Origin of the sequence: Micromonospora sp. GCM10011541 (assembly GCF_042650725.1) — a bacterium.
GTDB lineage: Bacteria > Actinomycetota > Actinomycetes > Mycobacteriales > Micromonosporaceae > Micromonospora > Micromonospora sicca.
In genome coordinates, this window is the sequence record NZ_JBHSBP010000009.1 from 39283 (window position 1) to 62883 (window position 23601).

Below are 23601 nucleotides of genomic sequence, written 5' to 3' on the forward strand. Positions count from 1 at the left end.
GACGCGGGTCAGCGGGCGGCGGGCAGCCGGTGCAGCGCGTCCACCAGCGGCGCCAGCTCGGGGGTCCGCTCCCCCTCGGCCAGGGCGTCCGCCAGCACCCGGTCGTGGGTGGGCCGGGCCCGGGCGAGCAGCTCGGAGCCGGCCGGGGTCAGTTCGGTGTAGATGCCGCGCCGGTCGTCCTCGCAGAGGATCCGGGTCAGCAGGCCGCGGTCCTCGAGTCGGGTGACGAGGCGGGTGGTGGCGCTGCCGGAGAGCGCCGCGGCCCGGGCCAGCTGCCGCATCCGCATGTGCCAGCCGTCCTGCCGGGACAGGGCGTCCAGCACCGTGTACTCCACGACGGAGAGGTCGTGCTCGGCCTGGAGGGCGCGCTCCAGCGCCGTCTCGATCAGGCCGTGCAGGGCGGCGAGGGTACGCCAGCCCTGGGCGCGGATCTCGACCGCGTCGTCGCCGATCCCCATGACGCCCCCTCCGGTGTGACGTGGACGCCTCTCAGGCTAGCACGCTTGCGCCGATAGCAGGCGCGTGCAACGATTTCGTTGCCAGCGCGGGTAGTTGCACGCGCTGCTTGTCTTCTTGGGCACGAATTCCGACACACGGATGGGGACGTCATGTCTCAGCGCACCTCCGCCCTGCCCGGCGGCCTGATCGCCCTCGCGATCGGGGCGTTCGGCATCGGGCTGACCGAGTTCGTGATCATGGGGCTGCTCCCCCAGGTCGCGGCGGACTTCGCGGTCACCGAGTCGGTCGCCGGCTGGTTGATCTCCGGCTACGCGCTCAGCGTGGCCGTCGGCGGGGTGGCCCTCACCGCCGCGGTCACCCGGCTGCGCCGCAAGAACGTCCTGCTCGGCCTGATGGTGCTCTTCATCGCCGGCAACCTGGTCTCCGCCCTGGCCGGCGACTACGCCACGATGCTGGCCGGCCGGATCGTCGCCGCCCTCTGCCACGGCGCGTTCTTCGGCATCGGCGCGGTGGTGGCCGCCGGCCTGGTCGCACCGGCGCGGCGGGCCGGGGCGATCGCGCTGATGTTCGCCGGCCTGACCACCGCGAATGTGCTCGGCGTGCCGTTCGGCACGTTCCTCGGCCAGCACCTCGGCTGGCGGGCCACCTTCTGGGCGATCACCGGCGTCGGTGTGGTGGCGCTGATCGGGCTGGCCCTGCTGGTGCCCGGTCGCGGACCGGCCACCGACGCCGCGCCCGCCGGCGGGCTCCGCGGCGAGCTGCGCGCCTTCACCCGCCGGCAGGTGTGGTTCTCGCTGGTGATCACCATCCTCGGCTTCGGCGGCATGTTCGGCGCCTTCACCTACATCGCGTACACCCTGACCGAGGTGAGCGGCTTCGCCACCGCGACGGTGCCGTGGCTGCTGGTGCTGTTCGGGGTGGGGCTCTTCGCGGGCAACCTGGCCGGCGGGCGGGCGGCCGACGTGTCGCTGTCCCGCACCCTGGTCACCGTGCTGGCGGTGCTCACCGTGGTCCTGGTCGGCTTCGCGCTGGCCGCCACCAGCCCGGTGCTGACCGTGGCCGCCCTGCTGCTGATGGGCGCGTTCGGTTTCGCCACCGTGCCGCCGCTGCAGATGCGGATCATGAAGTACGCCCACCAGGCGCCCACCCTCGCCTCCGGCGCGAACATCGCCGCCTTCAACGTCGGCAACGCCCTGGGGGCCTGGATCGGCGGGGTCACCATCAGCGCGGGGCTGGGCTACACCGCGCCCATCTGGGCCGGTGCCGCCCTCACCCTGCTCGGGCTGGTCGTGCTGCTGGTCGCCGAGCGGCTGGCCCGACGCGCGCCGGCCCGCCCGGCGGCCCCCGTCGAACTGGTCGACGCCGCGGCCTGACCCGGACCCGGCGCGGGTTATCCTCGGGGCGAGAAGCGGCGGTGGGGCCCGCCGTCCCGGGTGACGTCGGGAGAACCGCGACACGCTCGCCAACGGTCCCTGCCAGTGATGCCCGTCCTGGTGGGGAGGCACCGTGACACCAGCGCCCGAGTTCCGCGTCGACCCGGACGTCGACCTGCACGTACCCGCCGACCGGGCGGAGCTGACCGCCCACCCCGCGACGGTGCTCGGGGCCATCGCCGCCGGCGGCGTGCTCGGGGCGCTGGCCCGGGCCGGCATCCAGGCCGCGTTCCCGCACCCGCCGACCGGCTTCCCGTGGGCCACCTTCGGCATCAACCTGGCCGGCTGCCTGCTGATCGGCGCGCTGATGGCGGTGCTCGGGGCCCGACCGGCCCACCCGCTGGTCCGGCCGTTCCTCGGCGTCGGGGTGCTCGGCGGCTTCACCACCTTCTCCGCGTACGCCGTCGACGCGCAGCAGGCGGTGACCGCCGGCGCGGCCGGCATCGCGCTGGCGTACCTCGCGGCGACGCTGGTCGGCGCGCTGCTGGCCGTCCAGGTCGGGGACGCGGCGGCCGCCCGCCTGCTGGCGCGGCGGGAGGCGCGGTGACCGTCCTGCTGATCGCGCTCGGGGCGGCGCTCGGCGCGCCGCTGCGCTACCTGACCGACCGGGCCGTGCAGGCCCGGCACGACTCGCCGTTCCCGTGGGGGACCCTGACCGTCAACGTGGCCGGGTCGCTGCTGCTCGGCGCGGTGGCTGCGGTGCCGGCCGCGCCGGCGGTGACCGCGCTGGTCGGCACCGGGTTCTGCGGCGCGCTGACCACCTGGTCCACGCTCAGCTACGAGACGCTGCGGCTGACCCGGGAGGGCGCCCGCTTCCACGCCGTGGCCAACGCCCTGGCCAGCGTGGTCGCCGGGCTGGGCGCCGCCTCGCTCGGCTACGCCCTCGCCCACGCGCTGACCGGCTGACCCGCCGCCACGCGCCCGGCCGGCCGGCCACGCGCCACGCGCCCGGCCCGCCGGCCACCGACGTCGGCTACTCGGGACCCGCCCCCGGGTCGTCGGCCGGCCACCACTAGCGGGGCGGCTGCTGACCGCGGGCCGCCGGCTGCCGGGCCGGGGCGCGCAGCGCCACCACCGGGCCGAGCACGAAGACCGCCGGTGGCCGGACCCCCTCCCGGACGGTCAGCGCACCGACCTCGTCGAGCCGGCTCGGCAGCGCCCGCTGGCCCGGGAGGCCGGCGTCCTGCACCGCCAGCACCGGTGCCCCTGGGTCCCGGCCGTGCTCGATCAGCACGGCCGCGATCTTCGCGACGGTGTCCACGGCCATCAGCAGCACCACCGTCCCCCTGGCCCGGGCCAGCGCCGGCCAGTCCACCAACGAGTCCGGGTGACCGGGCGGCAGGTGGCCGGAGACCACGGTGACGTCGTGCGCCACCCCCCGGTGGGTGACCGGCACGCCGGCCAGCGCCGGAGCGGCGAGCGCGCTGCTCACCCCCGGCACCAGCACGGTCTCCACCCCGGCCGCCGCGCAGGCCTGGACCTCCTCGTGGCCACGGCCGAAGACGTACGGGTCGCCGCCCTTGAGCCGGACCACCCGTCTGCCGGCGCGGGCGTGCGCGACGAGGGTGTCGTTGATGGTGTCCTGCCCCACCGACGGCCCGCGCGGCACCTTCGCCGCGTCCACCACCAGCACCTCGGGGCGCAGCCCGGACAGCAGGCCGGTCGGGGCGAGCCGGTCGGTCACCACCACGTCCGCGGCGTCCAGCAGCGCCCTCCCCCGTACGGTGATCAGGTCGTCGGGGCCGGGCCCGCCGCCGACGATGGCGACCTGGCCCGGGCGCAGCCCCGGGTAGTGGTGGTGGTGGTCATGGTGGTGGTGACCGTGGCCGCCGGCCGGGTCGTCGGGGTGGTGGTGCGGGGTCTGCGGCCGGCCCACCTTGTCGGCGAACCCGGGCAGCGCCACCCGGTACGCGCAGGTGTCGCAGTTCATCCGGATGTCCCCGCGCAGCGCCTCGGCGTGCCGCTCTTGCACCAGGTCGGCCAGCGCGTCGCAGTCGCCGATCAGGTCGGCCACCCGCACGTCCAGCTCCGGATGGTCGGCGGCGTACGCGTCGGACTGCGCGACGATCCGGTCCGGCAGCACCCCGGCGAAGAGGAAGTACGGGGCGACCACGATCCGCCGGGCGCCGAGCCGGCGCAGCCGCTCCAGCACGGCCGGCACGGACGGCTCGGCGAGCGAGATGAACCCGGGCTCGACGCCGGCGTAGCCGCGCCCCTCCCAGAGCAGCCGGGCCACCTTGGCGACCTCGGCGTTGGCGTCCGGATCGGTGGACCCGCGCCCGATCAGCGCGATCCCGGTGCCGGCCCGGTCGTCGCCGTCGAGCACGGCGTCGATCCGCGCGGCGAGGATCTCGTGCAGCAGCGGGTGCGGCCCGAGCGGCCGGCCGTAGGCGTACCACAGGCCGGGGTGGCGCTGCTTCTCCCGGGCCAGCGCGGCGGGAATGTCGCCCTTGCCGTGGCCGGCGGCGGCGAGCACCAGCGGCAGCGCCACCAGGTTCCGGTGTCCCCGCCCGACCAGCGCGCCGACCGCGTCGGTCAGCGGCGGCCGGGACAGCTCGATGAAGCCGCCCTCGACGTCGTCGACGACGCCCCGGCGGCGGATCCGGTCGACCAGGGCGGCGAACTGGGCCACGCCGGGGGCACTGCGGGTGCCGTGCCCGACGATCAGCAGCGGGGTGCGGTCCGGGGTCACGGCGTCTCCTTCAGGTACAACAGGGCGTTGAGGGCGGCGGCGGCGACCGCGGAGCCGCCCTTCTCGCCCACGTTGGACACCGCGGGCAGGCCGCTGGCCCGCAGCGCCTCCTTCGACTCGGTGGCGCCGACGAAGCCCACCGGCAGCCCGACGACCAGCGCGGGCGCCGCGTCGAGGGCGATCAACTCGACCAGCGCGGTCGGCGCGCAGCCGACCACCCAGACCGCGCCGGGCCCGACCCGGTGGTGCGCGATCCGCACCGCCGCGGCCGAGCGGGTCAGGCCGGTCTGCCGGGCCAGTACGGCGACGGCCGGCTCGGCGAGCGGGCAGACGACGTCCCGGCCGGTGATGCCGGCGGCGACCATCCAGACGTCGGTGACGACCGGCGCGCCGGCCCGCAGCGCGGCCAGCCCGGCCGCGAGGGCGGCCTCGTCGCAGACCAGGCCCGTGACGTAGTCGAGGTCGGCGCTGGCGTGCACCACCCGCTCGGTGACCGCCCGGGTCAGCGGCGGCAAGTGGGTCAGGTCGACCCGGGACCGCAGGATGCGGTAGGACTCCTGCTCGATGGGGTGCACGACGCGAGTCGGTGCCACCTCAGTTCGCGACTGCGGGGCTCGCAAACCCGGCTCGCTCCTCGCGCTCACGAGCCCGCCTGCCCGTACCGGCGGTCGAAGCCGCGCAGCCGCCACACCACGATCGCGCCGCCCCAGGCCAGCGCGAACAGCGCCACCACCGCGTAGCCGAGCTGCTCGAAGTGGTCGGCGATCGAGGCGTACCCGGCGAGCGCGGTGACGCCGAAGCGGTCGGTGAGCAGCGCGGCCAGGTAGACGCTGGCGACCAGGCCGCCGACCAGCACGGTCATCCCGGTGGTGGCCAGGTTGTACCAGAGCCGCCGGGCCGGCTGCCGGTACGCCCACGAGTAGGCGCGGCTCATCAGCAGGCTGTCCGCGGTGTCCATGGCGGACATTCCGGCGGCGAAGAGGAGCGGCAGGGTGAGCAGGGCCAGCACCGGCAGGCCACCGGCCGCCGCGGTGCTGGCGGAGAGCGCCAGCAGGGTCACCTCGCTGGCCGTTTCCAGGCCGAGGCCGAAGAGGAATCCGACCGGGGCCATGTGCCACGAGGAGCGGACCAGCGTCCGGGCGCGGGCGCCGAGCACCCGGTGCAGCAGCCCCCGGTTGAGCAGCAGCAGGTCCAGCTCGGACTCGTCCAGCGCCCCGCCGCGCAGCCGCCGCCAGAGCCGGACCAGCCCGGTCAGCACCACGGCGTTGAGCACGGCGACGAGCGCCAGGAACAGCGTGGCGGCGACCACGGCGATCGTCGCGCCGACCTCGCGGATCCGGGTCAGCCCGGTGCCGGTGAAGTGCGCCGAGGCGAGGCCGATCACCAGGGCGAGCAGCAGCACCACGGCGCTGTGCCCGAGGGCGAAGAAGAAGCCGACGCCGACCGGCCGCCGGCCGCGCAGCAGCATCAGCCGGGTGGTGTCGTCGATCGCGGCGATGTGATCGGCGTCGAAGGCGTGCCGCACCCCCAGCAGGTACGCCAGGGTGCCGGCGCCGGCCAGCCCGCCGGCCGCCACCGGCTGGTGGTTCCAGTACAGGTACAGGCTGACGCCGACGACGTGCAGCATGGCGACGGCGCAGACGATGCCGCCGAGGCGTACCCGCTCGGCTCGGCTCCACCGGCCGGTGGGCGGGGCGAAGGTGGTCTGGGTCATCGTTCTCCTCGGTTCTCGGGGTTGACGCGGATGGCGTCCACGGGGCAGATCTCCAGGCATTCCAGGCAGCCGGTGCACCGGTCGGCGCGGACGGTCAGGCCGCCGGGCACCGGGCGCAGGGCGTGCTCGGGGCAGGTCAGCAGGCAGGCGCCGCAGCCCTGGCAGGCGTCGACGGTCACCGGCGCGGTCCGCCCGGCGCCGACGGGCGCGGGCGGGGCCGGCGGCGGGCCGGCGGTCACGGGTGCCACCGGTAGCCGCGGGGCGTGACCATCCGGCCGGCCACGATCCGGGTCTGCGAGCTGCCGACGACGACCACGCTGTACATGTCGACCAGCGCCGGGTCGAGGGTGGCCAGGGTGGCCAGGTGCACCCGCTCGCCGGGCCGGCTGGCGTTGCGCACCACGCCGACGGGGGTGTGCGGCGGGCGGTGCGCGGCGAAGGTCCGCAGGGCCGCGCCGAGCTGCCAGTCCCGGGCCCGGCTGCGCGGGTTGTAGAGCAGCGCCACGAAGTCCCCCTCGGCGGCGGCGGCGACCCGGCGCGCGATGACCTCCCACGGGGTGTGCAGGTCGGACAGGCTCAGGTAGGCGTGGTCGTGGCCGAGCGGCGCACCGAGCAGCGCGGACGCGGCGAGGGCGGCGGTCACCCCGGGCACGCCGACCACGTCGATCCGCTCGTCGGCGTGGTCGAGGGCGGGGCTGGCCATCGCGTACACCCCGGCGTCGCCGGAACCGACCAGCGCGACGGCGTGCCCGGCGGCGGCCTCGGCGACCGCGGCCCGGGCCCGTTCCTCCTCCGCCCCGAGCCCGCTGGCCAGCACCCGGGTGCCGGGCCGGAGCAGGTCGCGGACCTGGTCGACGTACTGGTCGAGGCCGACGACCACGGCGGCCCGGCGCAGCTCGGCCACCGCGCGCGGGGTGCGCAGGTCGGCCGCGCCGGGGCCGAGGCCGACGATCGCCAGCCGGCCGCGCGGAGCGTGCCGGGCGACCGCGACGGTGGCCATCGCCGAGGCGGTCTTCGGCACCAGCAGGGTGCCGCCGCCGCGCAGCGCGGCGGCCTCCGCGACGCTGGGGGTGCCGACCGCGGCCCGGACCACCTCGCTGGGATGCGGCACGTCCACCGCCGCCAGCTCCGCGACCGGCCAGGTCTCCAGGGGTACGCCGACCGCGTCGGCGGTCGCCACGATGCCCGCCTCGTCGGCCTTCAGGTCGACGCTGGCCAGGCAGCGCAGGCTGGCCGGGCTGAGGCCGGCGTCGGCGAGGGCCCGGTGCAGCAGGTCGGTCACCTCGACGGCGGGCGCGCCCCGGCTGGAGCCGATCCCGGCGACCAGCGACGGCGGGCGCAGCACGGCGGTCCGCCCGTCCAACGGCACGATCCGGTCGGTGACCAGCAGCCGCCAGCCTTGGTCGTCCCCGCCCGGCTGGTCGTCCCCGGGCGGCGTGGGCACGACCGGTCCGGTACCGGTAGATGCCGGCGCGGGAGCGGCGGACGCGGGGCCAGCCGACGTGGGTCCGGTCATCGCGGGCAGATGCGGCGGGGCGAGGTGGACGTTCTCCGGAAGCGCGGGCAGCGGCCAGGTGGCGTCGGCGACGAGCCGGACCGGTTCGCCGTCGAGGATGGCGCGGGTCACCGCGGCCACCGCCCCCTCGACCGGCCAGCCGAGCGTGTCCAGCCCGGGCAGGCCGGTCGCGTCGGTGGCGGTGCTGACCACCGGCCGGGCGTCGAGCAGCGCGGCGACCTCGGCGGCGAGGGCGTTCGCGCCGCCGGCGTGGCCGCCGAGCAGGGCGATCGCGTGCCGGGCCGCCTCGTCGACCACCACCACGGCCGGGTCGGTGCGCTTGTCGCCGAGCAGCGGTGCGAGGACGCGGACCACCGCCCCGGTGGCCAGGAAGGCCACCACCGCGTCACAGCCGGTCCAGGCGGCGCGCAGCGCGTCGGCGACGGTCGCCCCCTCGACGGGACGGGCGTGCGGCCAGGCGGCGGCGAGGGTGCGGGCACGCCGGCGGCCGGCGGCGGTGGCCGCGACCAGCCCGATGGTGGCCGGACCACCGCTCGCGCCGCGCCCCGGCGGCGAGGCGACCGGGTCCCCGGAGCGGGTGCCCAGCGGGTGACGGGTCGTCGCGTCGGTGGCGGCGCCGTCCGGGGAGTGGCGCGCGGGGCCTCCCGGGCCGGTGCCGAGGTGGGGGGTCAGGGCGGACGTCACGGGCGCTCTCCGGTGAGGACGACGACGGGGTTGGTGGCGGCGAGCCGGATCGACCCGCCGGGCAGGTCGGCGAGGCGGGCGGCGGCGAGTTGGCTGCCCTCGACGGCGTAGCCGGCGGCGCGGAGCAGGTGGACGGCCGGCGCGACCCGGTCCAGCGCGGCGAGGGTGACCACCACCCGCTCCGGGTGGCGAGCCGCGACGGCGGCGAGCACGTCGGTGCCGCCCCCGCCGACGAAGACGGCGTCCGGGGCGGGCAGTCCGGCCAGGACGGCCGGCGCGCCGCCGGTCACCACGCGGACGTCGACGCGGTGCCGCGCCGCGTTGGCCCGGACCGGGGCGGCCGGGTCGCGCTCGACGGCGACGACGGCCGCCCCGAGCAGGGCGCACTCGATGCCGACCGAGCCGCTGCCGGCCCCGACGTCCCAGATCAGCCGGCCGAGTCGGGGCCGCAGCCGGGCCACCACGAGGGCGCGCACCTCGGCTTTGGTGATCATCGAGGCGCGGTGCGCGTACGCGGACTCGGGCAGCGCCCACCCGCCGGTCGGCGCGGCGGCCGGCTGGTTGTCGGCGCGCATCGCCCCGAAGACGGGCACGCCGGCTTCCCCGGTTCGGAGTGCGGCGGCCGCCGGCCCGGGCAGCGGGTCGCGGGCCGGCGGGTCGGTGAGGCTGAGCAGGACATGCGGGTCGGCCCAGGCCCGCCCGGCGGCCTCCTCGGGCGTGGTCCAGGTGACCCGCTCGTCGGGCGTACCCAGGTGCTCGCCCACGAGCAGGCGGCGCGGCCAACCGACCAGGCCCGCGCCGAGCTCGGTCGCCCCGGCGCCGGGCGCGGTGAGCACCGCGACGGCGGGCAGCGCCCGGCAGGCGTTGAGCGCGGGCCTCAGATCACGGCCGTGCGCGGTGACCACCGCCGCGCCGTCCCAGGGCAGTCCGGCCCGGGCGAACACGGCGGCGACGCTGGAGACCGCGGGCAGCACCCGCAGCGGCAGGCCGGCCGCCCGCAGCCGCCGGACGATGCCGAAGAACCCGGGGTCCCCGCTGGCCAGCACGATGGCGGGGGTGCCGGCGGCGACGGCGGCGCGGAGCCGGTCCAGCGCGGGGGTGAGCGGGCCGAGGGCGACGGTGGCGCAGCCGGGCGGCAGCGGTACGGCGGCGAGGTGCCGGGCCGCGCCGACCACCAGCCCGGCACCGGCCAGCGCCTCGGCCAGCCCCGGGTGCGCCGGCCGCCCGGCGGCGTCGATCCCCACCACGGTCACCAGCGCCCCGGCGGCGGGCGGCGGGGTGGTCATGCGGCCCACCGGCCGGAGGAGGCGACGATCCGGGAACCGGCGAAGTCCACCATGGCCACGTCGACCTGGACGGCGTGCCCGGCGAAGCGGAGCAGGACCTGGCGAACCCGGCGGCAGAGCAGGTCTCCGGCGGGGGTCAGCAGGCCGGCCGCCTCCCACAGCTCGTACGCGTGCCGCCCGGTGTTCGCCGCGGCGACCGCCGCGACCAGGTCGGCGTCCCCGCCGGCCTCGGCCGTCACCGCGCCGAGCAGGGAGAGGTCCACCTTGGACCGGGTGTAGTGGGTCATCAGGATGCCGGCGGCCAGCTTGGCCAGCTTGCCCGCCATGCCGACGAAGACCACCCCGGTCATGCCGTCGCCGACGGCGGCGGTGACGGCGGCCCCGGTGAAGTCGCCGACCTCGACGAAGCAGACCTCGGGCAGCTCCGGCAGGAGCGCCCGGGCGGCCCGCTCGGTACGCCCACCGGTGCAGAGCACCACGGTCCGCTCCCCCTGCGCGGCCATCACGTGCACCGCCTGCACCACGCTGGCCCGCCAGGAGGCGGTGGAGAAGGGGCGGACGATCCCGGTGGTGCCGAGGATGGAGATGCCGCCGAGGATGCCGAGCCGCCGGTTGGTGGTCTTCCGCGCCATGATCTCGCCGCGCGGCACGCTGATCACCACCCGCACGCCCACCTCGGTCAGGTCGACCACCTCGGCCACGGCCTGCCCGATCATGCGGCGCGGGGTCTCGTTGATGGCCGGCCCGCCGACCTCCAGCCCGAGCCCCGGCTTGGTGACCGTGCCGACGCCGGGACCGCCGTCCAGGCGCAACCCCGGAGCGTCCCGCCAGTCCACGGTGGCGGTCAGCTCCGCGCCGTGGGTGACGTCCGGGTCGTCCCCGGCGTCCTTGACCACCACCGCCTCGGCCCGCCGGCGCGGCTCCACGTCGCAGCGGGCCACCGCGAAGGTGACCCGCCGGCCGGCGGGCAGGCCGATCTCCACCGCCTGCTGCGGCACCCCGGTGACCAGGGCGGTCACCGCCGCCTTGGCCGCGGCGGTGGCGCACGCTCCGGTGGTCCAGCCGGTGCGCAGCGCGGTGGGACGGACCTTCGCGGTCCGCGGCAGGTCCGGCTCGCGCAGCGGCGGTTCGACGTACGTCATGGGCGTCCGTCGTGCCCGGCGGGGTCGACGGCGCCGGCCTGGCCGGCGCGGGCGCGGCGCAGCTCGGCGCGGGCGGCGGGTTCGGCCCGGCGGAAGGTGTGGAAATGCCCGGGGTGATAGAGGTGCGAGCGGGTACCGCCGGCGGCGAGCGCCGGGCCGACCAGGAAGAGGGTGTGCTTCCAGAGCTTGTGCTCCTTGACGGTCGCCTCCAGCTGGCCCAGCGAGCAGCGGACCACCAGCTCGTCGGGCCAGGTCGCCTGGTACGCGACCACGACCGGGGTGTCGGCCGGGTAGCCGCCGGCGAGCAGTTCGGCCTGCGCCTGCCCGGAGCGGGCGGCGGAGAGGAAGAGCGCCATGGTGGTGCCGTGCCGGGCGAACTCGCGGACCCGCTCTCCCGGCGGCATCGGGGTCTTGCCGCCTTCGAGGCGGGTGAGGATCACCGACTGGGCCACCTCGGGGATGGTCAGCTCCCGGCCGACGATCGCCGCCACGGCGGTGAACGAGGACACCCCGGGCACGATCTCCACGGCCAGGCCGAGGGCCCGGCACAGGTCGAGCTGCTCCTGCACCGCGCCCCAGAGCGCGGGGTCGCCGGAGTGGATCCGGGCCACGGTCAGCCCGTGTTCGGCGGCCCGCCGGTAGAGCGGCAGCACCCCCTCGATGGGCAGCTGGGAGGAGTCGACGATCTCGGCGTCCGGGCGGGCGTGGGCGAGGACGTCGGCGTGGACCAGGCTGGCCGCCCAGACGACCACGTCGGCCTCGGCGATGACCCGGGCGGCGCGCAGGGTGAGCAGGTCGGCGGCGCCGGGGCCGGCCCCGACGAACCACACCTTTCCGGTGGCGGTCACAGTTTTCCTCCCCGGCGGTCCCGGCGGGCCGGGACCAGCAGCGTCGACAGGTACGGCAGGTCGTCGGCGTCCTCGTCGACCGGCCCGATCCGCTCGTCGGGCAGGCCGAGCGCCCGGCCGAGCACGGCATCGTCGAGCCGGTCCTGCCGGCGCAGCTCGTCGACCAGTTCGGGGTGGCGGCGCCAGCCCTTGTAGACGACCACGGTGCCGGGGCCGGCGAGGGCGTCGGCGACCGGCACGAGTCCGGCGGTGGCCGGCAGCAGGGTCAGCGGCTCCCGGCCCTCGCAGAGCGGGACGCCGCTGCGGGCGGCCAGCTCCTGCATGGCGGTGACGCCGGGCACGGTGCGGACCTCGACGGTCGGGCGCAGCGCGCGCACGCCGTGGGCGAGGTAGCCGAAGGTGGAGTAGACGTTCGGGTCGCCGATGGTGGCGAACGCGACCGACCGGGAGCCCGCGTCGAAGGCGGCGGCCACCGCCCGGGCGGCGTCGTCCCAGGCCCGCTCCCGGCGGGCGGTGATCCCGCCCCGGTCGTCGAGGGCGAACGGCAGCCGGCGCAACCGGTCCGTGGCCACGTGCGCGGCCACCGTGGCCTCGGCGCGACCCGGGGGCGCGTCGCCGTCGGCGGCCGACCGGTCCAGCACCGGTACGAACACCATGTCCGCCTCGCGCAGCACCCGGACCGCCTTGAGGGTCAGCAGCTCCGGATCCCCCGGCCCGACGCCGACCCCGGTGAGCACTCCGGCGCCGGCCGGTCGGGCGTGGGAACGGGTCCCCGAGGCCTCGACGGCCGGCCGCTGTCCATCGCGCGCGCTCACCGGCTCGCCGCCTCGACCAGCCGGCGGGTGGCCTGCGGGTGGCCCGCCCAGTGGGTGTGCAGGTAGGAGGCGTGCACCCGGCCGGCGACGAAGCCGTGCGCGGCGCCGTCCCAGCGCCAGGCGGGCCGCTCGCCGTGGCCGGGGTCGGTGACGGTGCGGTGGAACTCGTGGCCGCGTACCGGGTCGCCGGCGTGGTGGACCGGGGAGTCGGTGCCGGCGACGGCGTCGCGGTAGCCGAGGGTGAGCCGGCCGGTCATCCGGGCGGTGTGGTCGAGCCGCCCGCACATCGGCACCCCGTCGAGGGCCTTGCCGAGGTAGAGCAGCCCGGCGCACTCGGCGACGACCGGGCCGTCGAAGCCGGCCAGGTCGGCGCGGAGCCCGGCGTTGGCGGCGAGCGCCTCGGCGTGCACCTCGGGGAAACCACCGCCGACCACCACGGCCCGGGTGCCGGCCGGCAGCGCCGGGTCGCGCAGCGGGTCGACGGTCACCACGTCCGCGCCGGCCGCGGTGAGCAGTTCGGTGGTCTCGGCGTAGGAGAAGGTGAAGGCCGGACCACCGGCGACCGCGACGACCGGGCGGGCGGTGCCGGCGGGGCCGCCGACGGCGCCGGCCGGGTCCCAGGCCGGGACGGTCAGCGGCGGGGCGGTCCGGGCCAGGTCCAGCACCGCGTCGAGGTCCACGGTGGACTCCACCAGGTCGGCGAGCGCGGCGACGACGGCGCGGGACTCGGGGGCCCGTTCGGCGACCGGCACCAGCCCGAGGTGCCGCGACGGCGCGGTCACCTCGGCGGCCCGGGTGACCGCCCCCAGCACCGGCACCTCCACCTCGGCGAGCGCGTCGCGGAGCAGGGTCTCGTGCCGGGGCGAGCCGACCCGGTTGAGGATGACTCCGCCGATCCGCACGGCGAGGTCGAAGGCGCGCATGCCGAGCACCAGCGCGGCGGCGCTGCGGCCCTGCGCGGTGGTGTCGAGGACCAGCAGCACGGGCGCGTCGATCAGCCGGGCGACGTGCGCGGTGGAGGCGTACGCGCCGCGGCCGACCGCGCCGTCGTGCAGCCCCATCACCCCCTCGACCACGGCGATGTCGGCGGGGGTGGGGACGTTGGCGCCGTGCCGCAGCAGCGGCGCGATCCGCTCCTCGCCGACCAGCCAGGGGTCGAGGTTGCGGCCGGGCCGGCCGGCGGCGAGGGCGTGGTAGCCGGGGTCGATGTAGTCGGGGCCGACCTTGTGCGGGCTGACGGTGAGGCCGCGGTGGCGGAGCGCGGCGAGCAGTCCGGTGGCGACGGTCGTCTTGCCGTGCCCGCTGGCCGGCGCAGCCACGACCAGCCGGGGCAGCGCCCATGCGCCGGCCGGTGCGGTGACCGCCGGCCGCGGCAGCGCCCAGGCCCCGGTCACCACTCGATCCCCTGCTGGCCCTTCTGGCCGGCGTCCATCGGGTGCTTGATCTTGGTCAGCTCGGCGACCAGGTCGGCGGCCTCGACCAGCCGCGGGTCGGCGTCCCGGCCGGTGATGACGACGTGCTGGAAGCCGGGGCGGCTGCGCAGCGTCTCGACCACCTCGTCGACGTCCACCCAGCCCCACTTCATCGGGTAGGTGAACTCGTCGAGCACGTACAGGCCGTGGCGTTGCGCGGCCAGGTCGCGCTGGATCTGCCGCCAGCCCTCCAGGGCGTCGGCGGCGTGGTCGGCCGCGCCGCCGCGCTGGATCCAGGACCAGCCCTCGCCCATCTTGTGCCAGGCCACCGGGGCGCCCTGGCCGGTGCGCTCGTGCACCTCGCCGAGGGCGCGGAAGGCGTTCTCCTCCCCCACCCGCCACTTGGCGCTCTTGACGAACTGGAACACCCCGATCGGCAGCCCGGCCGTCCAGGCCCGCAGCGCCAGCCCGAACGCGGCGGTCGACTTCCCCTTCATCTGTCCGGTGTGGACGATGGTCAGCGGCCGGTGGCGCCGCTGCCGCGTGCTCAACCCGTCGGCGGGTACGAAGGAAGGCTTCCCCTGCGGCATCAGGCAACGCTCCTGTCGGGTCGACTCCCCGCGATCTTGCGGTTTGTGCCCCTGATATCGGCGCTTTCGTCCGATCCGCCGGGGCGCGAAGTGCAAGATCGCGGCGGGGTGGTGAGGGTGGCGAGGGTGAGGGCGTCGAGGGGGTGGTGGGCGGCGGACAGGTGGGTGGCCAGGCGGCGGGCCAGGTGGAGGCGGACGGGGCCGGTCTCACAGTCGACGACGACGCAGGGCGCGCCGGTGGCGGCGAGCGCGGCCGCCGCGCGGGCGGCCCGGTCGAGCGGGCGGTGTCCGGCGGTGGCCCGGCCGTCGGTGACGACGAGGACGAGGGGGCGGCGCTTCGGGTCGCGGAGCCGCTCCACCCGCAGCAGGTCGGCCGCCGCGAGCAGGCCCTCCGCGAGGGGGGTACGCCCACCGGTGGGCAGTTCGGCCAGCCGGGTCGAGGCGGCCAGCACCGAGGAGGTGGCGGGCAGCAGGGTCCGCGCGCCGGCGCCCCGGAAGGCGATCACCGCGACCTTGTCCCGGCGCTGGTAGGCGTCGGTGAGCAGGGCGAGCACCGCGTCCTTGACGGCGGTCATCCGCTGCCGCGCGCCCATCGAGCCGCTGGCGTCGACCACGAAGAGGACGAGGTTTCCCTCGCGGCCCTCCCGGACGGCCTCGCGCAGGTCGTGCGGGCGCAGCCGGAGCGGCCCGGCCGCCCGGCCCCGGGCGGCCTGATGCGGGGCGGCGGCGCGCAGGGTCGCCGGCAGGTGCAGCGCTCCGGGCCGCCCGAGGGGCACCCGCGCGCCGGTGGTCCGGCCCCGCCCGGTCCGGGCCCGGGACCGCCGGCCGGGCACGCCGTCGCCGATCCCGGGGGCGGTGAGCAGCCGGGCCTTCAGGCCCCCTCGGGGTACGGCCACCGGCTGCGCCGCCGTGCCGGCCCGGTCCCCGGTCGGGTCGCCTTGGGCGTCGCCGCGCCGCCCGCGGCTGCCCGGCCGGCCGTCCGGTCCACCGTCGGGGTCCCCGAAGGACCGGTCACCGAGCCGGCCCGGCCAGCTGTCGTCGCCGTACGCCGCCCCGTCGCCACGGGCGGGTGACCGGCCGTCGTCGCCGTTCCCCCGTTCTCCGTCGACCGGCGCGTCGGCGTCGGCGTGGTCCACGGGGTCATCGGCGCCGGCGGGTGCCGGCGGGCGCTGGTCCCCGGACGGCCCGTGCCGGTCGGTCCCGCCGTGGCCCGCGGAACCGTGCCCCTCGTCGGCACCCGCCCGGTCGCCACCGTCGACGCCTTCGCCGGGCCCGCCGCCGCTGGGTCCGCCGTCCGGCCCGGGCCCGCCAGGGCCGCCGTCAGGCCCGGGCCCGTCGGTCGGGTCGCCGTCCGGCGGGTCGTCGTCGGGGTGCTCGTCCCGGGCCCGCTGCAGCGCCTCGTCGAGGCGCTTCTCGTCCAGACCCGGGGTGTCGAAGGGGTCGCGCCGGCGCCGGTGCGGCAGGGCCAGGCGGGCGGCGACCCGGACGTCGTCGACGGTCACCCGCTCCCGGCCCTGCCAGGCGGCGTGCGCGACGGCGGTCCGGGCGGTGACGATGTCGGCGCGCATGCCGTCGACGTCGAACGCGGCGCAGACCTCGGCGATCTGCCGCAGCGCGGGGTCGGGCAGGCGTACCCGGTCCAGCCGGTCGCGGGCGGCGACGACCCGCCGGGCCACCGCCGCGTCGGCCTCCGCCCAGCGGGCGGCGAAGCCGGCCGGCTCGGCGTCGGCGGCGAGCCGGCGGCGGACCACCTCGACCCGGACGGCGGGGTCGCGGCTCGCGGCCACCTCGACGGTGAGCCCGAACCGGTCGAGCAGCTGCGGGCGCAGCTCCCCCTCCTCCGGGTTCATCGTGCCGACCAGCAGGAACCGGGCGGCGTGGCTGACCGAGACGCCCTCCCGCTCGACGTGGCAGCGCCCCATCGCCGCGGCGTCGAGGAGCAGGTCGACCAGGTGGTCGTGGAGCAGGTTCACCTCGTCGACGTAGAGCACGCCACGGTGGGCGGCGGCGAGCAGGCCGGGTTCGAAGGCGCGTACCCCCTCGGCGAGGGCCCGCTCCAGGTCGAGCGCGCCGACCACCCGGTCCTCGGCGGCGCCGACCGGCAGTTCGACCAGGCGAGCCGCGCGGCTCTCGGCGGGGCCGCCGGCCGGGTGCGGGCCGTCCGGGCAGGCCGGGTCGGGCCCGGCCGGGTCGCAGCCGAAGCGGCAGCCGGCCACCCGGTCCACCGGGGGCAGCAGCGTGGCGAGGGCCCGGACGGCGGTGGACTTGGCGGTGCCCTTCTCGCCCCGGACGAGCACCCCGCCGATGGCCGGGTTGACCGCGTTGAGCAGCAGGGCGAGCCGCATCTCGTCCATGCCGAGCACCGCGCTGAACGGGTAGCCGGTCACTGTCGCTCCTCCAGGTCGCCCTCGCTGGCCAGGTACGTCTCGCGGAGCCGGTCGAGGGTGGCCGGGTCGGGCTCGGCCCACATCCCCCGCTCGGCGGCCTCCAGCAGGCGTTCGGTGATCCCGCGCAGCGCCCACGGGTTGGACCGCTCCAGGAACTCCCGGGTGTCGGGGTCGAACAGGTACGCCTCGGCGAGCCGCGCGTACATCCAGTCGTCGACGACGCCGGCCGTGGCGTCGTAGCCGAACAGGTAGTCCACGGTGGCGGCCAGCTCGAAGGCGCCCTTGTAGCCGTGCCGGCGCATCGCGGCGATCCACTTCGGATTGACCACCCGGGCGCGGAACACCCGCCGGGTCTCCTCACCGAGGGTGCGGGTCCGCACGTCGTGCGGCATCGCCGAGTCCCCCACGTACGCGGCCGGCGCGACCCCGGTGAGGTGGCGGACGGTCGCCACCATCCCGCCGTGGTACTGGAAGTAGTCGTCGGAGTCGACGATGTCGTGTTCGCGGGTGTCCTGGTTCTTCACGGCGACGGCGATCCGGGCGAAGGAGCGTTCCATGTCGGCGCGCGCCTCCCGCCCGTCCAGCCCGTGGCCGTAGGCGTAGCCGCCCCAGACGGCGTACACCTCGGCCAGGTCGGCGTCGGTACGCCAGTTCCGGGCGTCGATCAGCGGCAGCAGTCCCGCCCCGTACGCCCCGGGCTTGGAGCCGAAGATCCGGGCGGTGGCCCGCCGCTCGTCGCCGTGCTCGGCCACGTCGGCGGCGACGTGCGCCCGGACGTAGTTGTCGTCCTCGGGCTCGTCCAGCGCGGCGACCCGCCGCACCGCGTCGTCGATGAGCGCGACGACGTGTGGGAAGGCGTCCCGGAAGAAGCCGGAGATGCGGACCGTCACGTCGACGCGGGGCCGGCCGAGTTCGGCCAGCGGCACCACCTCGACGCCGGTGACCCGGCGGGACCGGTCGTCCCAGGTGGGCCGGCAGCCGAGCAGGGCGAGGATCTCGGCGATGTCGTCGCCCTGGGTACGCATGGCGCTGGTGCCCCAGACGGTGAGCCCGACCGAGCGGGGGTACGCCCCGGTGTCGGCGAAGTGCCGGGCGAGCAGTGAGTCGGCGAGCGCCACCCCGACGTCCCAGGCGTTGCGGCTGGGGATCGCCTTCGGGTCCACGGAGTAGAAGTTCCGGCCGGTGGGGAGCACGTTTACCAGGCCGCGGGTGGGCGAGCCGGACGGGCCGGGCGGGACGAAGCGGCCGTCGAGCGCGCCGAGCACCCGGTCGATCTCGTCGGTGGTCCGGTCGAGGCGGGGCACCACCTCGCGGGCGGCGAAGCGCAGCACGTCGGCGGCGTCGGGGATCGTCCGCCCGGTGACCTCCTGGACGACGGCGTCGACCTTGCCGGCGTCCCAGCCGAGGGTCTCCATGCCGACGACCAGGCGGCGGGCCAGGGCCTCGATCAGGTCGACCGCGTCGGCGGCGGTGGCGGCGGGGCCGTCCACCACGTCGGTCAGCGCCTCGGGCAGGCCGACCCGGGTTCCGGGCGCGGCGAGCAGGGCCTGCTCGTCCAGGCCGACGCTCGCGGCGAGGGCCTGCCGCAGGCCGGGCAGGGCGCGCGCGCCACCCCACACCTGCGGGGCGCGGAGCACGGCGAGGACCAGGTTGACCCGGGCCTCGCCGGTGGGCGCCTGGGCGAGGACGTGCAGCCCGTCGCGGATCTGCACGTCCTTGACCTCGCAGAGGTACCCGTCGAGGTGCAGCACGAAGTCGTCGAAGTCCGCGGCGTCGGGCATCCGCTCGGTGTGCAGGTCGTGGTGCAGCTCGGCGGCGCGGACCAGGTCCCAGATCTGCGCCTGCACGGTGGGGGCCTTGGCCGGGTCGAGGGCCTGCACGGTGGCGTACTCGTCGAGGAGCTGTTCGAGCTTGGCCAGCTCCCCGTACGTCTCGGCGCGCGCCATCGGCGGCACCAGGTGGTCGACGACGACGGCGTGGGCGCGGCGCTTGGCCTGGGTGCCCTCGCCGGGGTCGTTGACGATGAACGGGTACACCAGCGGCAGGTCGCCGAGGACGGCGTCGGGGGCGCAGCCGGCGGCCAGCCCGAGCCCCTTGCCGGGCAGCCATTCCAGGGTGCCGTGCTTGCCGAGGTGCACCACCGCGTCCGCGCCGAAGCCGCCGTCGGCGACCGGCGCGGCCAGCCACCGGTACGCGGCCAGGTAGTGGTGGCTGGGCGGCAGGTCGGGGTCGTGGTAGATGGCGATCGGGTTCTCCCCGAAGCCGCGCGGCGGCTGGATCACCAGCACCACGTTGCCGAAGCGCAGCCCGGCCAGGACGACGTCCCCGCCGTCGGTGTAGAGCCGGCCGGGCGGCTCTCCCCAGTGTTCCCGCATCCGCTCGCGCAGCGAGGACGGCACCGCGTCGAACCAGCGCCGGTAGGTCTCCCCGGGCACCCGGGCCTCGGCGGCGGCGAGCTGCTCCGGGGTGAGCCATTCGACGTCGTGCCCGCCGGCCGCGATGAGGGCGTGGATCAGCGCGTCCCCGTCGTCGGGTACGGGCGCGCCGCCGAGCCGGTAGCCGGCGTCGGCGAGGGCGGCGAGCAGGCGTACCGCCGAGGCGGGGGTGTCCAGGCCGACGGCGTTGCCGACCCGGGAGTGCTTCGTCGGGTAGGAGCTGAGCACCACGGCGACCCGCTTGTCGGCGTTCGGCACGTGCCGCAGCCGGGCCTGGCGCACCGCGATGCCGGCGACCCGGGCGGCCCGCTCCGGATCGGGTTCGTAGACCGAGAGCCCGTCGGCGTCGATCCGCTTGAACGAGAACGGCACGGTGATGATCCGCCCGTCGAACTCGGGGATGGCCACCTGCATCGCGGCGTCCAACGGGGAGAGTCCGGCGTCGCCGGCGGCCCACTGCTCGCGGGTGCTGGTCAGGCAGAGCGCCTGGATGACCGGTACGTCGAGGGCGGCGAGCGCGCCGACGTCCCAGGCGTCCTCGTCGCCCCCGCCGGAGGCGTCGGCGGCGACCGTCCCGCCGGCGGCGAGCACCGTCACGACGAGCGCGTCGCAGCGGGCGAAGAGGTCGAGCGGTCCGGCGCCGGGGGTGAGCCCGCGCAGCGAGCCGCAGAAGATCGGCAGCGGGCGCCCGCCGGCCGCCGCGACCGCGCCGGCCAGGGTCTCGACGAAGGCGGTGTTCCCGGCCAGGGCGTGCGCCCGGTAGAACACGATCCCGACCGTCGGCCGCCCGTCGCCATCCGTGGCCCGGCCGCCGTCGTGGGCGGGGTCGCCGAGGATGCCGTACGGCGGGGTGGGCGCGGGCGGGGCGAAGCCCTCGCCGGTGAGCAGGACCGTGTCGGAGAGGAACCGGGCCAGCTGGGCCAGGTTGTCCGCGCCGCCCTCGACCAGGTACGCCAGCGCTTCGGTGGCCACCCCGGCGGCCACGGTGGAGGCCGCCATCAGCTCGGCGTCGGGCAGCGTCTCCCCGCCGAGCACCACGGTCGGCACGCCGGAGGCGAGGACGGCCGCCAGCCCGTCCGGCCACGCCTGCCGGCCACCGAGCAGGCGTACCACGGCCAGGTCGGCGCCGTCGAGCAGCGCGGGCACGGCGTCGGCGGCGACCCGGGCGGGGTTGGCCAGCCGGTAGTCCGCGCCGCTGGCGCGGGCGGCCAGCAGGTCGGTGTCGGCGGTGGAGAGCAGCAGGATGAGCACGGACAGCTCCGGAGAGTGACGCCCGGGGGCGGGTCGACCGCCGACGGGCAGGGGTGGGCGCGGGTTCAGCCGCCCGCCGGCCGGCTCACCCGCGACGCGTGGCTACGCGGACGCGGCCGGCGGCGGACCGGACGGGAGGGAACCTCAGCGGAAAGCGGCGGCGCCGGGCCGGGTCAGGCGGGCGGCGGCGCGGCGGGCCGGGCGCACGGGGGCGCGACCGGAACGCGGTGCGGGGTGATCGGTCGTCGGCGCGTCGGTGCGCGCCGGCCGGATGCGACGATCATCGTCGATGGCGGAGCAGCCGTGCATCGGGTCCTCCTCGGGTGTCCACGCCCTGGGGTCAACTCCCGACGGCCGAAGTATCCTGGCTTCCGGATCGACGCTCACCCCCGGCCTTCCAACCGCAGACACACGGCCGTGACTCACGAGGGGGGATCGCTCCCCGGTGACAGTGGCGGGACCGCGCCGGAATCGCACCGGCTTCCTTCACTGCCGTCAGGCCGCGAATGCTGCCACACCGGCCCGCCGCGGGTCAACGGCGGGCACCTCGCTGCCCGCACCGGCCACCGGCGTACACGGACGTCAATTGCACCGCCGACCGGACGCCGGCATTCGCAATGACCACGGTCCATGTGTGACGTGGGATTCCTGTCCCGCCGCATCCCTGGGCCGCGCCATTTCCGCACCACAGCCGTCCGGTCCGTCGGCGGCCCGTCCGCCCTGACGGGACGGCTGCGGCCGCGCGGACGGGCCGGCGTCCCGGTCGGCATTCGACCGCCGTCCAGCGCCCAGTGCGGAATTGCCACCATCGACGCCGTCACGCTCCGCCATGTCGCCGGCCGTGCCTGCTTCCCCGGGCGATCCCGACCGGGCAACGTGCGGCCCGGCGCGGCGGTCATCGCCGACGACGGCGGAGGTGTGATCGTCGACGCGGGGGGAGCCCGGCGCCCGCCCGGGAGATCCAGGGCCTGTCGCGCGCGGCCGACCTCCCCGCCGCCTCTCCGGCCAGAGCGGGTGACCCGAGCCGGGGCGCAGGCCGTGCTGGCCGGCTGATCCGCCCAGGTGGCGGCCGGTCAGCGGGTGCGGCGCTCCGGGTGGGCCCGGTTCCAGGCCCGCATCCGCTCCGGGTACCCGGTGCGGGCCGCCTCGTACAGCGGGATGGCGTGCTTCTGGGCGATCTTCCCGGCGGCGCGCGGCGAGCCGGTCCGGCGGCGGATCCACTCGCCGTCGTGGGCGATCGCGACCACCGTGGTGTCGGTCGCCGTGGTCTCCGGCTCCAGGTAGAACTCCACGCCCTGCCGGCTGGTCACGAACGCCTCCAGCGCGGCCAGGTCCTCCCCGGTCGCCTCGCGGTCGAGCTTCGTCGGGGTCGTCGAATCGGCGGCCCGGGGCCGCCGGCTGAACCAGCCCATGCCGGCTCCTCTCCTCGGCGTGACTCCCAGTGCAGCACGCCTGCCTGGAAATCGGCTGCGAGCCGGGTGTGCGTGGGCTGAACCGCCGCCGACCTTGATCCACCCCGGATACCGGACATCGCGGTCTTGTCCCACCGATGTCCGACAGGTGGAGTCGATCACGCCGACGGGCCGGCCGGCGGGGGGCGCCCGGCCCGGCGGGGTCAGCGGGCCGGTGGGCGCAGCACCGGGACGAGGGCGAGGGTGGGCAGCAGCAGGATCGGCACGACGAGCAGGGCCCGCAGCGTGCCGACGTGGTCGCCGAGCAGGCCGAGCAGCGGCGGCCCGCCCAGGAACGCGGTGTAGCCGATCACCGCGACCACGCTGACCCGGGCGGGCGCCCGGTCCTCGTCGTCGGCGGCGGCGCTCATCCCGACCGGGAAGCCGAGCGAGGCGCCGAGCCCCCAGAGGGCGACGCCGGCGACCGCCAGCGGGCCGGAGCCGGCCAGCACCGCCAGGGTGGCCCCGGCGGTGGCGAGGCCGATGGTGCCGAGCAGCACCGGCACCCGTCCCCAGCGGTCGATGGCCACGGTGCCGGCGGTCCGGCCGAGCGTCATGCCGACCACGAAGACGCCGAAGACGGCGGCGCCGACCGCCTCGCTGACCCCGTACCCGTCGACGAAGGCGACCGCCAGCCAGTCGTTCGCGCTGCCCTCGGTGAACGCCATCACCAGCACCAGCAGGCCGACGAGCAGGGTCCGCGGCTCCCGCCAGGCGGCCAGCAGCGCCCGCCGCCGGGCCGCCGGCTGCGCCGGGCCGTCGGCCTCCGCGGCGGCCGGCAGGAAGGACCGGGCGCCGAGCAGCGTGCCGACCAGCACCACCGTCGCCAGCACGGTCAGGTGCACCCCCACCGGTACGCCCACCCGGGCCGCCCCGGCGCCGATGCCCGCGCCGGCCACCGAGCCGAGGCTCCACGCGGCGTGGAACCGGGGCAGGATGGTCCGGCCCAGCCGCTTCTCCACGGCCGCGCCCTCGATGTTCATCGCCACGTCGCAGGCGCCGGAGCCGTAGCCGAAGGCGAACAGCCCGACGGCGACGCCGGGCAGCGAGCCGGCGAGCCCGGCGGAGAGCCCGACCACCGTCATGCCGACGGCGACCAGCAGGGTCGACGTGACGACCGTCCGGGCCGGCCCGAGACGCTGGGTGAGCAGGCCGGCGGTCGGCATCGCCAGCAGCGCGCCGATCGACATCGCGAGCAGCAGCAGGCCCAGCCGGCCGGCGCTCAGTTCGAGGGACTCCTTCGCCGCGGGGACGCGGGAGAACCAGGTGGCCACCGCCAGCCCGTTGAGGGCGAACACGACCGCCACCCCGGTACGGGCGGCCAGGACCGGCCGCGGTACCGCCTGCCGGTCGGCGGTCGGTGTGTCGGTGGTGCTGCTCACAGCGCTGTCTTCCTCTCCCCTGACGGACTGCCCCGCCGACGATCGCACACCTGAGAGCGCTACCACCACAAGCCGGATCCACCCCTTACCGGCGACCGCCCGGA

Annotated in this window: 18 protein-coding genes, 1 pseudogene and 1 riboswitch; of the genes and pseudogenes, 3 read left to right on the forward strand and 16 right to left on the reverse strand. The window is 77.0% G+C overall.

Annotation, left to right across the window (positions count from 1 at the left end; translation table 11 throughout):
- Positions 1 to 8: 8 nt before the first annotated feature.
- The gene (locus ACFOYX_RS03070; RefSeq protein WP_322441923.1) at positions 9 to 458 is read right to left on the reverse strand and encodes a MarR family transcriptional regulator; all 450 of its coding nucleotides are present in this window, start codon (positions 456 to 458) and stop codon (positions 9 to 11) included.
- 150 nt (positions 459 to 608) lie between these two features.
- On the opposite strand from ACFOYX_RS03070, the gene ACFOYX_RS03075 reads away from it, so the two are divergent.
- From ACFOYX_RS03075 to crcB, 3 genes are all read left to right on the forward strand, one after another.
- Entirely contained in the window at positions 609 to 1832 is a 1224-nt protein-coding gene (locus tag ACFOYX_RS03075; protein WP_322441924.1) for an MFS transporter, read from the forward strand.
- 133 nt (positions 1833 to 1965) lie between these two features.
- Complete coding sequence (locus ACFOYX_RS03080) at positions 1966 to 2439, forward strand: CrcB family protein (RefSeq protein WP_377533781.1); 474 nt, start codon at positions 1966 to 1968, stop codon at positions 2437 to 2439.
- A complete protein-coding gene (gene crcB / locus ACFOYX_RS03085) occupies positions 2436 to 2798 on the forward strand; it encodes a fluoride efflux transporter CrcB (RefSeq protein WP_377533783.1) in 363 nt (120 codons plus the stop codon). The genes ACFOYX_RS03080 and crcB overlap by 4 nt, the downstream gene beginning before the upstream one ends.
- A gap of 106 nt (positions 2799 to 2904) precedes the next feature.
- On the opposite strand, the gene cobA is transcribed toward crcB, so the two are convergent.
- From cobA to ACFOYX_RS03160, 15 genes and pseudogenes are all read right to left on the reverse strand, one after another.
- On the reverse strand, positions 2905 to 4584 hold the full coding sequence (gene cobA / locus ACFOYX_RS03090; RefSeq protein WP_322441926.1) for a uroporphyrinogen-III C-methyltransferase: 1680 nt from the start codon (positions 4582 to 4584) through the stop codon (positions 2905 to 2907).
- The gene (locus ACFOYX_RS03095; RefSeq protein ID WP_322441927.1) at positions 4581 to 5177 is read right to left on the reverse strand and encodes a precorrin-8X methylmutase; all 597 of its coding nucleotides are present in this window, start codon (positions 5175 to 5177) and stop codon (positions 4581 to 4583) included. The genes cobA and ACFOYX_RS03095 overlap by 4 nt, the downstream gene beginning before the upstream one ends.
- 47 nt (positions 5178 to 5224) lie before the next feature.
- The gene (locus ACFOYX_RS03100; RefSeq protein WP_322441928.1) at positions 5225 to 6298 is read right to left on the reverse strand and encodes a HoxN/HupN/NixA family nickel/cobalt transporter; all 1074 of its coding nucleotides are present in this window, start codon (positions 6296 to 6298) and stop codon (positions 5225 to 5227) included.
- Complete coding sequence (locus ACFOYX_RS03105) at positions 6295 to 6537, reverse strand: DUF362 domain-containing protein (RefSeq protein WP_109800325.1); 243 nt, start codon at positions 6535 to 6537, stop codon at positions 6295 to 6297. Before ACFOYX_RS03105 ends, ACFOYX_RS03100 begins: the two co-directional genes overlap by 4 nt.
- Positions 6534 to 8330: a precorrin-3B C(17)-methyltransferase gene (gene cobJ / locus ACFOYX_RS03110; RefSeq protein ID WP_322441976.1), complete on the reverse strand. Its 1797-nt coding sequence runs from the start codon at positions 8328 to 8330 to the stop codon at positions 6534 to 6536. The genes ACFOYX_RS03105 and cobJ overlap by 4 nt, the downstream gene beginning before the upstream one ends.
- A 164-nt stretch (positions 8331 to 8494) precedes the next feature.
- On the reverse strand, positions 8495 to 9784 hold the full coding sequence (cbiE, locus tag ACFOYX_RS03115) for a precorrin-6y C5,15-methyltransferase (decarboxylating) subunit CbiE (RefSeq protein WP_322441929.1): 1290 nt from the start codon (positions 9782 to 9784) through the stop codon (positions 8495 to 8497).
- A complete protein-coding gene (locus ACFOYX_RS03120) occupies positions 9781 to 10926 on the reverse strand; it encodes a cobalt-precorrin-5B (C(1))-methyltransferase (protein WP_322441930.1) in 1146 nt (381 codons plus the stop codon). Before ACFOYX_RS03120 ends, cbiE begins: the two co-directional genes overlap by 4 nt.
- A complete protein-coding gene (cobM, locus tag ACFOYX_RS03125) occupies positions 10923 to 11774 on the reverse strand; it encodes a precorrin-4 C(11)-methyltransferase (protein ID WP_322441931.1) in 852 nt (283 codons plus the stop codon). Before cobM ends, ACFOYX_RS03120 begins: the two co-directional genes overlap by 4 nt.
- Entirely contained in the window at positions 11771 to 12511 is a 741-nt protein-coding gene (gene cobI, locus ACFOYX_RS03130; protein ID WP_322441977.1) for a precorrin-2 C(20)-methyltransferase, read from the reverse strand. The genes cobM and cobI overlap by 4 nt, the downstream gene beginning before the upstream one ends.
- A 74-nt stretch (positions 12512 to 12585) precedes the next feature.
- On the reverse strand, positions 12586 to 13965 hold the full coding sequence (locus ACFOYX_RS03135; RefSeq protein WP_377533816.1) for a cobyrinate a,c-diamide synthase: 1380 nt from the start codon (positions 13963 to 13965) through the stop codon (positions 12586 to 12588).
- Positions 13966 to 13979: 14 nt separating this feature from the next.
- The gene (gene cobO / locus ACFOYX_RS03140; RefSeq protein WP_322441932.1) at positions 13980 to 14591 is read right to left on the reverse strand and encodes a cob(I)yrinic acid a,c-diamide adenosyltransferase; all 612 of its coding nucleotides are present in this window, start codon (positions 14589 to 14591) and stop codon (positions 13980 to 13982) included.
- 107 nt (positions 14592 to 14698) lie between these two features.
- Positions 14699 to 16945 (reverse strand): annotated as a pseudogene (locus ACFOYX_RS03145) (VWA domain-containing protein); the annotation flags it as partial.
- A gap of 29 nt (positions 16946 to 16974) precedes the next feature.
- Positions 16975 to 20664 carry a cobaltochelatase subunit CobN gene (cobN, locus tag ACFOYX_RS03150; protein WP_322441933.1) on the reverse strand — a complete coding sequence of 1230 codons (3690 nt, stop codon included), beginning with the start codon at positions 20662 to 20664 and terminating at the stop codon, positions 16975 to 16977.
- A 357-nt stretch (positions 20665 to 21021) separates the two neighbouring features.
- Positions 21022 to 21151: riboswitch (cobalamin riboswitch) on the reverse strand.
- A 586-nt stretch (positions 21152 to 21737) separates the two neighbouring features.
- Complete coding sequence (locus ACFOYX_RS03155; RefSeq protein ID WP_322441934.1) at positions 21738 to 22076, reverse strand: hypothetical protein; 339 nt, start codon at positions 22074 to 22076, stop codon at positions 21738 to 21740.
- Positions 22077 to 22279: 203 nt separating this feature from the next.
- Complete coding sequence (locus tag ACFOYX_RS03160; protein WP_322441935.1) at positions 22280 to 23497, reverse strand: MFS transporter; 1218 nt, start codon at positions 23495 to 23497, stop codon at positions 22280 to 22282.
- Positions 23498 to 23601: the final 104 nt, after the last annotated feature.

Excerpts from the sequence above, each read along its gene's own strand:
- ACFOYX_RS03070 (WP_322441923.1), bottom strand. The coding sequence starts at position 458 with ATGGGGATCGGCGACGACGCGGTCGAGATCCGCGCCCAGGGCTGGCGT.
- ACFOYX_RS03075 (WP_322441924.1), top strand. The coding sequence starts at position 609 with ATGTCTCAGCGCACCTCCGCCCTGCCCGGCGGCCTGATCGCCCTCGCG.
- ACFOYX_RS03100 (WP_322441928.1), bottom strand. The coding sequence starts at position 6,298 with ATGACCCAGACCACCTTCGCCCCGCCCACCGGCCGGTGGAGCCGAGCC.
- cbiE (WP_322441929.1), bottom strand. The coding sequence starts at position 9,784 with ATGACCACCCCGCCGCCCGCCGCCGGGGCGCTGGTGACCGTGGTGGGG.
- ACFOYX_RS03120 (WP_322441930.1), bottom strand. The coding sequence starts at position 10,926 with ATGACGTACGTCGAACCGCCGCTGCGCGAGCCGGACCTGCCGCGGACC.
- cobO (WP_322441932.1), bottom strand. The coding sequence starts at position 14,591 with ATGCCGCAGGGGAAGCCTTCCTTCGTACCCGCCGACGGGTTGAGCACG.
- ACFOYX_RS03155 (WP_322441934.1), bottom strand. The coding sequence starts at position 22,076 with ATGGGCTGGTTCAGCCGGCGGCCCCGGGCCGCCGATTCGACGACCCCG.